General features: G+C 64.9%; 7 protein-coding genes. 5 read left to right on the forward strand and 2 right to left on the reverse strand.

The annotated features are described in order from the left end of the window. Window positions 1–58 precede the first annotated feature (58 nt). From IRZ12_RS12625 to IRZ12_RS12635, 3 genes are all read left to right on the forward strand, one after another. On the forward strand, window positions 59–2,227 hold the full coding sequence (locus tag IRZ12_RS12625; protein WP_296468939.1) for a TonB-dependent siderophore receptor: 2,169 nt from the start codon (window positions 59–61) through the stop codon (window positions 2,225–2,227). Between the two features lie 178 nt (window positions 2,228–2,405). After that, window positions 2,406–3,617 (forward strand): putative DNA modification/repair radical SAM protein, encoded by a 1,212-nt coding sequence (locus IRZ12_RS12630; RefSeq protein ID WP_296468941.1) that lies wholly within the window; start codon window positions 2,406–2,408, stop codon window positions 3,615–3,617. 10 nt (window positions 3,618–3,627) lie between these two features. After that, window positions 3,628–5,088 (forward strand): UdgX family uracil-DNA binding protein, encoded by a 1,461-nt coding sequence (locus tag IRZ12_RS12635; RefSeq protein WP_296468944.1) that lies wholly within the window; start codon window positions 3,628–3,630, stop codon window positions 5,086–5,088. Window positions 5,089–5,130: 42 nt separating this feature from the next. Here the strand turns inward: IRZ12_RS12635 and IRZ12_RS12640 are convergent, their stop codons facing one another. Both IRZ12_RS12640 and IRZ12_RS12645 read right to left on the reverse strand, forming a co-directional pair. Then, window positions 5,131–5,397, reverse strand: coding sequence for a hypothetical protein (locus IRZ12_RS12640; protein ID WP_296468946.1), 267 nt, complete (start codon window positions 5,395–5,397; stop codon window positions 5,131–5,133). A 55-nt stretch (window positions 5,398–5,452) separates the two neighbouring features. Then, window positions 5,453–6,871 carry a 3-deoxy-D-arabino-heptulosonate 7-phosphate synthase gene (locus IRZ12_RS12645; protein WP_296468949.1) on the reverse strand — a complete coding sequence of 473 codons (1,419 nt, stop codon included), beginning with the start codon at window positions 6,869–6,871 and terminating at the stop codon, window positions 5,453–5,455. 44 nt (window positions 6,872–6,915) lie between these two features. Between IRZ12_RS12645 and IRZ12_RS12650 the strand changes: the two genes are divergently transcribed. Continuing rightward, window positions 6,916–7,731, forward strand: coding sequence for an IclR family transcriptional regulator (locus IRZ12_RS12650; protein ID WP_296468951.1), 816 nt, complete (start codon window positions 6,916–6,918; stop codon window positions 7,729–7,731). Between the two features lie 96 nt (window positions 7,732–7,827). Beyond that, window positions 7,828–8,916 carry an IS5 family transposase gene (locus IRZ12_RS12655; RefSeq protein ID WP_296468953.1) on the forward strand — a complete coding sequence of 363 codons (1,089 nt, stop codon included), beginning with the start codon at window positions 7,828–7,830 and terminating at the stop codon, window positions 8,914–8,916. Window positions 8,917–9,066 lie beyond the last annotated feature (150 nt).

Here is a 9,066-nt window from a genome sequence, read left to right on the forward strand (position 1 = left end):
CCCCAGCCCCGAGCTTGCACGAACCGAATCGACAAAAGCTGACATATCGAGGGAGAAAATGGTCGTACGCCCCACCAATCGCTTGAGCGCCTGCCTTGCTGCTGCCTTCCCCGTCATCGCCTCGGCCCAGCACACACCGGCCGTGCTACCGGCCATCACCGTCCAAGCGCCTCAGCAAGAAGAAGGCGCCGACATCACCGAAGGCACGGGCTCCTATACCACGCTTGGCGTGTCGCGCACTGCCACGCCCCTCGGCCTGTCGCTGCGCGATACGCCGCAATCGGTCACTGTCGTTACCCAACAGCGAATTGAAGACCAGGACCTCCTGACCATCACCGATGTCGTCAACAACGCGACTGGCGTTTCGGTCAACCAGTACGAGACGCATCGCGGGCAGTTCAACTCCCGGGGCTTCGACATCAATACCCTCATGATCGACGGCGTGCCCACCACCTGGCAGCAACCATGGAGTTCGGGCGAAGTTTTCACGAGTCTCGCCATGTACGACCGGGTGGAAATCGTGCGCGGCGCGACCGGCTTGACTACCGGCGCCGGCGACCCGTCAGCGGCCATCAATCTGGTCCGCAAGCGCGCACACAGCAAAGAGTTCATGGGCAAGGCCGAACTCGGCCTCGGCAACTGGGACCAACTGCGTGGGCTGATAGACCTCTCCACGCCCGTCAACCGAGCCAAGTCGGTACGTTTGCGCGTCGTGGGCGAACATTCCCAGCGCGACAGCTGGGTGGACCTTCTCGGCAACAAGAGCCGGACGCTGTACGCGACACTCGAGGCGGACCTCACGCCCAGCACCTTGCTGACGGCGGGGTTCAGTCACCACGAAAACCGGGCGCGAGGCCCGATGTGGGGCGGCTTGCCCATCTGGCATGCCGACGGCAGCCGCACCCATTGGAGTCGAGCCAAGACTTCTTCGGCGGACTGGACACGGTGGGACTCGACGCACGAATCCTACTTCGCGTCTCTCGACCACCGTTTCGAGAACGATTGGAAAGTCCGCTTCAGCTACACCCACGGCCAACGCAAGGCCGATTCTTACCTGCTCTATCTTTCGGGCGCTCCCGACCGCAACACCGGACTGGGAATGGTGACGTTCGCCGGATCCTATGACGTCAAGACCACGCAAGACGACGTGGCAATCCAAGCGAACGGCCCCATCGAACTCTTCGGACGCCAGCACGAGCTGGCATTCGGCTATGTGTACGCCGACCAGAAGTTCAATGCGGACTCCCGTCCCGCAGACCCAGCAGGGGGGCTAGATCCGGACTTCAACGCTTGGGACGGCACCTTTCCCGAACCTACCTGGGGCGATCCCGTCTTCTACGAAGGCGGCCGCACCAAACAACAGGCGCTCTACGGTGTTGCACGCCTGAATGTCGCCGCTCCCCTCAAGCTCATTCTAGGCGCGCGCGTCACGAACTACCGCAGGACGGGAGATCTCTCTTACAGCAACTCCTACGAGATCAAGAGCCGCGGCGAAGTCACTCCCTATGCGGGCATCATCTACGACCTGGACGACCAGTACTCCCTATACGCCAGCTATACCAGCATCTTCCAGCCCCAGAACGCGCGCGATGCCAGCGGCCGCTACCTCGATCCCGTCGTCGGCAAAGCCACGGAAACCGGCATCAAGGGAGAATTCCTCGATGGCCGGCTTACCGCCTCGGCATCGGTCTTCCACATCAAACAAAGCAATCTCGCGCAACAAACGAGCGAAACCGTGCCCGGGACCAATCCCCCCGAGCCTGCCTATCGGGCAGTAGACGGCGCGACCAGCAAGGGATTCGAAGTCGAAGTCGCCGGCCAAGTGACGCCCAGCTGGCAGGTCGCGGCCGGCTATACCCTCTTCCGCGCCAAAGATGCAGGCGGCGCCGACGTCAACAGCCTATATCCGCGCCAACTCCTCCGGGTGTTCACCACGTACCGCCTGCCCGGCACGTGGCGCGGCCTGACCATCGGGGGCGGCGTGAACTGGCAAGGGAAAACGTATACCTACGCCCAGAACCCCCTCGGCGTGGTGGAGAAGGTCGAGCAAGACAGCTACCCACTGGCCAGCCTGATGGCCCGCTACGAGTTCTCCAGGCAGCTGACCGGCCAAATCAACATCAACAACATTTTCGACAAGCGCTACTACGACATGTTCGCGGCTTATAGCCAATTCACGTATGGCGCGCCCCGCAATGTGACGGTCAGCCTGAAGTACAAGTTCTGACGCGTCCCCCATGGGCCGCAAAACGCTTGGCCCTGGCGGGCGCGCTGCGGGCCACCGGTTGCCCGGCCGGCCCCGGCCCGGGCATCGGCAGGCTGCGCCGCCATAGCGCGGCATGTGCGGCAAAAGGTCGATACACATGGGGCCCCGATACTGTATTTTTATACAGTATCATGTCGCGATGGACCGCTTGACCAAGCTCGAAATCCTGGCCGATGCCGCCAAATACGACGCCTCCTGCGCGAGCAGCGGCGCGCCCAAGCGCGCATCCCGGGGCGGAAGCGGCCTAGGGGCCGGCACCGGGGCGGGAATTTGCCACAGCTTCACACCCGACGGGCGGTGCGTGTCCCTGCTGAAGATCCTGCTCACCAACTTCTGCCAGTACGATTGCCAATACTGCGTGAACCGGCGTTCGAGCAACGTGCCGCGCGCCAGGTTTTTTCCCGGGGAAGTGGTGGCGCTCACCCTAGACTTCTACCGGCGCAACTATATCGACGGCTTGTTCCTGAGTTCGGGCATCATCCGCGGCGCCGACTACACCATGGAACAACTGGTCGAAGTGGCCCGCTCGCTGCGCGAAGACCACCAGTTTCGCGGCTACATCCACCTCAAGACCATACCGGACGCCGATCCGCGCCTGATCGAGCTTGCCGGCCAGTTTGCCGACCGGCTCAGCGTCAATATCGAATTGCCGACCGACGATGGCCTGCAGCGCCTCGCCCCCGAAAAAAATGCCGAGACGATCAAGCGGGCCATGGGTGCCATTCGGCTCGCCCAGGAGGAGGCCCAAGGCGAAAAGCGCCCCGTGGCGCCAACGCCAGCGGGCCAAAGCACGCAAATGATCGTCGGTGCGGACGACGCCGACGACCGCGCCATCCTGCAAACGGCGCAAACGCTTTACGGGGCATACCGGCTCAAGCGGGTCTACTACTCGGCGTTCAGCCCCATTCCCGACAGCCCCTCGACCCTGCCCCAACAAGCACCGCCGCTATTGCGCGAACACCGCCTGTACCAGGCCGACTTCCTGCTGCGAGGCTATGGTTTTCGCGCCGAAGAGCTCTTTCCCCAAGCGGGGCACCTGCCGCTGGACATCGATCCCAAGCTCGCGTGGGCCCTGGCCAATCGCTCGTGCTTTCCCGTCGACCTAAACCGCGCACCGCAACGCCTGATCGCGCGGGTGCCGGGCATCGGCCTGCGCAACGCCAAGCGGCTCGTCGAACTCAGGCGCCTGCGCGCCATTCGCTACCAAGACTTGGTTCGCCTGCGCTGCTCGATGGAAAAACTCAAACCCTTCATCGTCGTGCAGGACTATCGCCCCGGGCTCGGCGAACCGCCGTCGGAAACGCTGCGCCGCGCCTTGGCGCCTGCGCCTCGCCAACTCGCACTGCTTTAGCGGGCGGAGCATGACGCACGCGCACCTACACAGGCTGGTTGTGGAAGGCGGCTATGCAAGCTGGCGTCGGCTTGCCCTGCGGGCGCTCGCGTACGCATGGCCGCCGGAAACGATCACCTGGACCGAACGCACGGCCACCGGTGGCGCAGCAGGCGGGCAAATGACGCTGGACGCGCTGCAGGACGAGGCCGCTGGGCCGCCGCGCGACGCGCCCGCCCTTCCCCGCGTGCGCATTTCCCGAAACTTGGCCGCGCTGCTCCACGACGCGGCCTTGTATCGATCGCCAGGTCGCTGGCCATTGCTCTACCGCGTCGTGTGGCGATGGCACCAGGGAGACCGTGCCGTCGCGTCGGCGGCCGACGAAGACGGCGCCCGCTTGCACGCCATGGCCAAATCGGTCCGGCGTGCCAAGCACGACATGATCGCCTACCTGCGTTTCAAGGAACGGGCCGATGGCGGCTCGCCACAGTACTTGGCTTGGTACGAGCCTGAACACGACGTGCTGCCGTTTGCCGCGGAACATTTCGCGCAACGCATGGGCGCCTCGACCTGGTGGATCGGCACGCCGCATGGCGCAGCGTGGTGGGATGGCCGCGACTTGCATATTTCGGAAGCGGCCTTGCAAGCCACGGCCATGCCCATCACGGACGATGAGGTCGAACCGCTATGGCTGGCCTACTACCAAAACACCTTCAATCCGGCCCGGCTGAACGAATGCGCCCTAGAGCGGCAAATGCCGGTGCGCTTCTGGCGGCATTTGCCTGAAGGTCCGCTCATTCCCCGGATGGTCGCCGAAGCACGCGATGGTGCAAGGCGCCTTGCGCAATCCGGGGCGATAGGCACCATGCCGGGCAAACCCGTGGCGGTGGAGGCCGCCCGGGCGCAGCCGCTGCGCGCGCCGGCATCGTCGCTGGACCAATGCCGCCGATGCGAGCTCTGGCGCCATGCCACCCAGCCCGTCCCGGGTTGTGGTCCGGCCAACGCGCGCCTCATGCTGGTCGGCGAACAACCCGGCGACCACGAAGACCTCTCCGGACGGGCCTTCATCGGGCCAGCAGGCAAGGTGCTCGATGATGCCATGCGCCGCGCCGGGGTCGCGCGCGAGTCGGTGTACCTGACCAACGCCGTCAAGCACTTCAAATGGATCGCGCGTGGCAAGCGCCGGCTGCACAAAACGCCCGCGCAACGCGAGGTCGAGGCCTGCTCGCAATGGCTGCGCGAAGAAATGGTGCGCGTTCGGCCCGCCGTCATCGTCACCCTGGGCGCCACCGCCCTCAGGGCAGTATTAGGGCCCCAGTTCCCGCTTCGCGACCACCTGGGCATGCCGCTGCGGCAGGGCGACGCGTGGGTCGTCCCAACCTGGCACCCTTCCTATGCCCTGCGCGCTTCAGGTGCGGAGAAAGAGGCGGCGATCATCGACGACATCGTCCGGGCGATCGCCCACGCACGCGAATTGGCGTCGACCGACTAATGCAATGGCGGGCTACGGGGGGCGGCGCAAGGCTAGCAGGCTTTAGCCGAGTCGCTTGACGACCCGCGCGACCTTCGCAACGCCTCCCGTCCCGCTTGCAGCGCGGCTCACCAGCGCCGTCCCGGCAGCCGTCAGCAACGCCCGCCATACCAGCCCGCGGCTGCGTATCCCTGCCACCATGAGCAACGCGCCCAGGCCAAGCACGAGCACGTGCTCTTGAGAAGGGCCCCGTCCGCCCCGGGCTACCTCTCCGGGCTCACCCGGGAACGAGGCTGCGTCGTCAGTGAGTTGCATTTCTTCTGCTTCCATGGTCGCCCCCCATAAAGAAGGCCAGGTTGCAGCAACTTGCATGCCCACGAACCCGCTACGACCGCTTGCCTCGCGTGCCGAGGAAAGAGCTCGCCACGGTATCGTTCAAGTCGTCGAGGTGGACCATTGCCGCGCGCGCGATGCCCAGCGTCGGATACTGATGAAGCACGGCACGCCAACGCGGCGATTGCAGCAGCTCATTCCACAGCGGCTCCAGCATGCCAACATCCTCCTTGCCCCCCGAGACCGCGTGGGCGAATTCGAGGCTCGGCCTTGCAGACAAGAGCTGCATGCGACTGGACGCGCCGAGCATCCGGGGCATTGCTTGGCCAGGTTCAAGGCAGCAATACAGCACGGTGCGCAGCTTGTCCGCGTTCGCTGCCGCGAATGCGCGCAGCGAGGCACCCCGCACCCATACTGTTTCTTCTGCGGCATCGAATGGATATGCAGCATGCTCGTCGGCGCGCGCAAACAGCTGCAGCCCGCGCTGCAACCGCGGCCAATCCGTCGTTGCAGCATCCGGCGAGGACTTGGCTTCCGCCAGCAGGCAAACATCCCACAGCATTTGATCGCCTTGCGTCCCGGCGCAACGCAACAGCACGACGTCCCATTCCGTCTTGGCGTGCGCGCGGCTGGCCGGAAATGCTGATGGCACCCGCATCGTCGTCACGGCGCGAAACATGCCTTCGCCTTCGGCGTCATTGAGCCGGCACGCGATCATGGCGAACGCATGCGCCGCGGCGGACTCCACCGCCCTGCCCCGCTCGCGGGCAATGCTTCCCTGCTCGGCAGCAACCGCGGAACCGGAGCGTGGGCCGCTCGCATCCAACAGCGCCTCATAGCGCCGGACGCCATCGTCCAAGGCGAACGCGTCGCGCCGGCGCAGGCGTGCCAGCGCAGGCCCCTCCAGCAATCGCTTCACGCCGTGCCCCAACGCATCCTGGCCGGGAAGTCGCTGCAGATCGGAAAGCCCGGCAAGCCGCGCAAGCGCGTCGTCCAGGGCTGCCCAGTGCCGGGCCGCTGCCGCCGCTTGCACCTGCGCCAAGGCGTCACGCAAGGCCCCGCGGGGCAGGCGCTCGAGCTTGGCGGGATGCGCGATGGCATGGACCAATGCCAGGACAGTGCGTGCGTCCTGCGCCGCATGCGCGGCCAAGCCAGCATATTCCTGCACCACAGGGCTGCCGTGCCTGAGCACCCTGGCCTGGAACGCCGGATCACCCCCTTCGGGGCGCAACGCTTCGCGAATGAGATCGGCCAAGGCCTCGAGAAAACTAGCGCGAAGCGCCGCCGTCGGCGAGCGGCCTTCCGCCAGCGCCGCGCGGCTGAGTTCTATCGCCCATGCCAGTGCGGACGCAGGCGTAGCCTGCCTTGCCGCGAGCGCGGAGCCATCCTCCCGGAGACGATAGCGGCGCGGAACGGCGCGGAGGATCTCGGCTAGCAGCGCAGGGATGGGGGGCGGCGGAACGAGACTCATACAATCCGATACATCGACTCGTACATTACGGCACGGCAAGAACCATGCGCGCCAAACATGAGGCATCACCCTCCCAAGCCAGCGTCAAATCTGCGGACCGCGTCCTGGATATCCTGGAGCTCCTGGCAAGCACCGGGCGCGCGATGACCCATGCTGAAATCGCGCGCCGCACCCGTATTCCCAAAAGCAGCCTGACCGCCCTACTGCGCACCCTATCGAACCGAGGTTACATCGATCAATCCACAGACTCCAACCGCTTCCAGTTGGGCAAAGGCGCATACGCCCTCGCGAGGCGCGGCGCGCACAACCGGGATCTCTTGCGGGCCAGCCAACCTTGGTTGCAACGGCTCGTGGATAGCACTGGAGAATCAGCGGGCCTGAGCGTGTTGCGCCACGACATGGCCGAACGCATTGCTTCCGCCCAATCTCCGCGCGCCGTCCTGTATTCCGTGCATGTAGGCGTCATGCAGCCGCTTTATGCGAGCTCGGCCGGTAAAGTGCTCCTTGCATGGCTGCCCCCCGCTGATCGAGAAGCCTACCTCGCCCGCGTCCGGCTCGAGCCGCGCACTGAGCACACGATACGCTCGGTGGCTGTCTTGCGCCGGCAGATACAACAAATCCGGGAAGATGGCGTGGCCTGGTCTTTCTGCGAATTTACTGCTGGCATCGTCGGCCTGGCCGTTCCAATCCTGGATGCACGTGGACGCGCGTTGGCCGCCATCGGACTGGCGATGCCGACCGATCGCCTCAATGAGGACCGCAAGGACAAGCTCGTCAGAACCCTGCGCACTGCTGCGCGTGAAATCGCCGTGGCAGCGCACCAGGCGCGAACCCGAGAGGCGAAAAACGTTCACATATGAGAACACTCTCTAGCAGGCCGTTGAAAAAATCCCCCGCCGACGCTGGCCTCGGCCAGTATGATCTGAAACGATCGGCGAACGACGCGGACGAGGACGATGAGAGGCAACCAAGACTTCCAGGGGGCGATGTTCAGCTACATCAGCCTTGAAGAGCGGGTACCGGCGACACACCCGCTGCGCAAGCTGCGCGCCGTGGTCGATGCGCTGCTGGCGGCGATGAACCGCGAGTTCGACGCGGTGTACGCCCGCCGGGGCCGCCCCTCGGTGCCGCCGGAGATGCTGCTCAAGGCCCTGCTGCTGCAGATCCTGTTTTCCATCCGCAGCGAGCGCCAGTTGGTCGAGGCCATCGAGTACAACCTGCTGTACCGCTGGTTCGTGGGATTGAACATCGAGGACAAGGTCTGGGACCACTCTACCTTCAGCGCCAACCGCGAGCGGCTCTTCAATGAAGACCTGGCCCGCGCCTTTTTCGAGCGGGTCAAGCACACCGCCGATTGGGCAAGCTTGAGCAGCGACGAACACTTCAGTGTGGACGGCACGCTGATCGAGGCCTGGGCCTCGCACAAGAGCTTCAAGCGCCGGGACGACGACAGCGCCAGCCCGCCCGGGCGCAACCCCGAGGTGGACTTCAAAGGGCAGGAGCGCTGCAACGACACCCACGCCAGCACCACGGACGCCGATGCCCGCCTGTTCAAGAAGAGCCAGGGCGACAAGTCCCGCCTGTGCCACATGGGCCACATCCTGATGGAAAACCGCAACGGGTTGATCGTGGACGTGGAGATCACCCATGCCAGCGGCACCGCCGAGCGCGAGGCGGCGCTGGCCATGTTGAAGCGTCGGGACAACAAGAACAAGCGGGCTACGGTCGGGGCCGACAAGGGCTACGACAGCAAGGCCTTCATCAAGGGCTGCCGAAAGCTCAAGGTCACGCCGCACGTAGCGGCCAAGGACAAGCACTCGGCGGTGGATGCCCGGATCACCCGACACGAGGGCTACAAGACCAGTCAGAAGGTGCGCAAGCGCATTGAGGAGGCCTTTGGCTGGATCAAGACCGTGGGTGGTCTGGCCAAGACCAAGCTCATCGGTCAGGCCAAGCTCACGGGTCAGGCGCTGCTGTGCTTTGCCACCTACAACCTGGTGCGCATGGGCAGCATCGGCGGCTGGTGGGACGCGCATCATGCGTGAGCCCGGGGATACGTGCGCCCGAAATGGGCGAGATGGCCTGCAAACAGGCCAGATTGGCCGGTGCAATCGCTGCGCAGACGCGTCTGGGCCACTCGTTTCTTCGAAAACAGCGTCCCTGATGCGTTCGATGCCCACTTTTTCAACGGCCTG

Origin of the sequence: Pigmentiphaga sp., from assembly GCF_019689535.1 — a bacterium.
In the GTDB taxonomy this organism is placed as follows: domain Bacteria; phylum Pseudomonadota; class Gammaproteobacteria; order Burkholderiales; family Burkholderiaceae_B; genus Pigmentiphaga.